The following is a 799-nucleotide window of genomic DNA, read 5'->3' on the forward strand; positions in this document are numbered from 1 at the left end:
TTGCGCGATCTGGCCAGCTTTGTTGTACTGGTAGCGGCGCTCCAGAATGGAGTTTGACTGAGTCGGATCGGATACCGGACCATTGGCCTTGCCCAGGCGCAGCTTTTGCAGGCGGCCCTGAGGATCGTAGTCTCTCTGGCTTTCCAGCCCATTGCCGTGCTGGCGCTGACTTTCCCTACCCTGTTCATCGTGGCTGATGCTGGTGATCAGTTGGGCGGCGTCACCACCGACAGGGCGGCGGTGCAGGCTTTGGAATTGGCCAGCGGGATTGAAAGCGAAGTTCAGTACTTCACCATCGGGTAATGTTGTGGCAATACGATTACCGGCGGCATCGTATTGGTGACTGAGTTTGTCTTTTCCCTGCCAGTCGGCCACAACACGCCCATTAGCATCGTACTCCCAGCGCAGTTTACGGTGAGCATTTTCCGCTTCGATTAGCTGACCGCTGCGGTTGTAGCGGAAGTTGGTAATGCCGTCGGGGGTGACTTCTTCTAACAGGCGGCCGAAGGGGTCGCGCTCGAAGATGGTGTCGATACCCTTACCAGTATCAGTGTCGGTTACGGCTCTGGAGCTGATTAAGTGGCCAGCGCGATTATAGGCATAGCGGCTCACGCGGCCGTCGAAGCCAACTTCTTCAATCAGGCGCTCATTGAGATCGTATTTAAGCTGGTAGCGCTCTCCGTTTTCATTGGCGAGGCCGACTAAGTTGCGCTCGCCGTCGTAGTGATATTCAAGTCGGCTGCCGTCCGGGTTGGTGCGGGTCTTAACCTGACTGAGGCCGTCGTAGGCGTAGCAGGTA

At 56.8% G+C, this 799-nt stretch carries 1 pseudogene; it reads right to left on the reverse strand.

The annotated features are described in order from the left end of the window. Positions 1-799, reverse strand: a pseudogene (locus ACCI51_RS19420) (RHS repeat-associated core domain-containing protein); the annotation flags it as partial.

Origin of the sequence: Microbulbifer echini, assembly GCF_041447225.1 — a bacterium.
Taxonomy (GTDB): Bacteria; Pseudomonadota; Gammaproteobacteria; order Pseudomonadales; family Cellvibrionaceae; genus Microbulbifer; species Microbulbifer echini.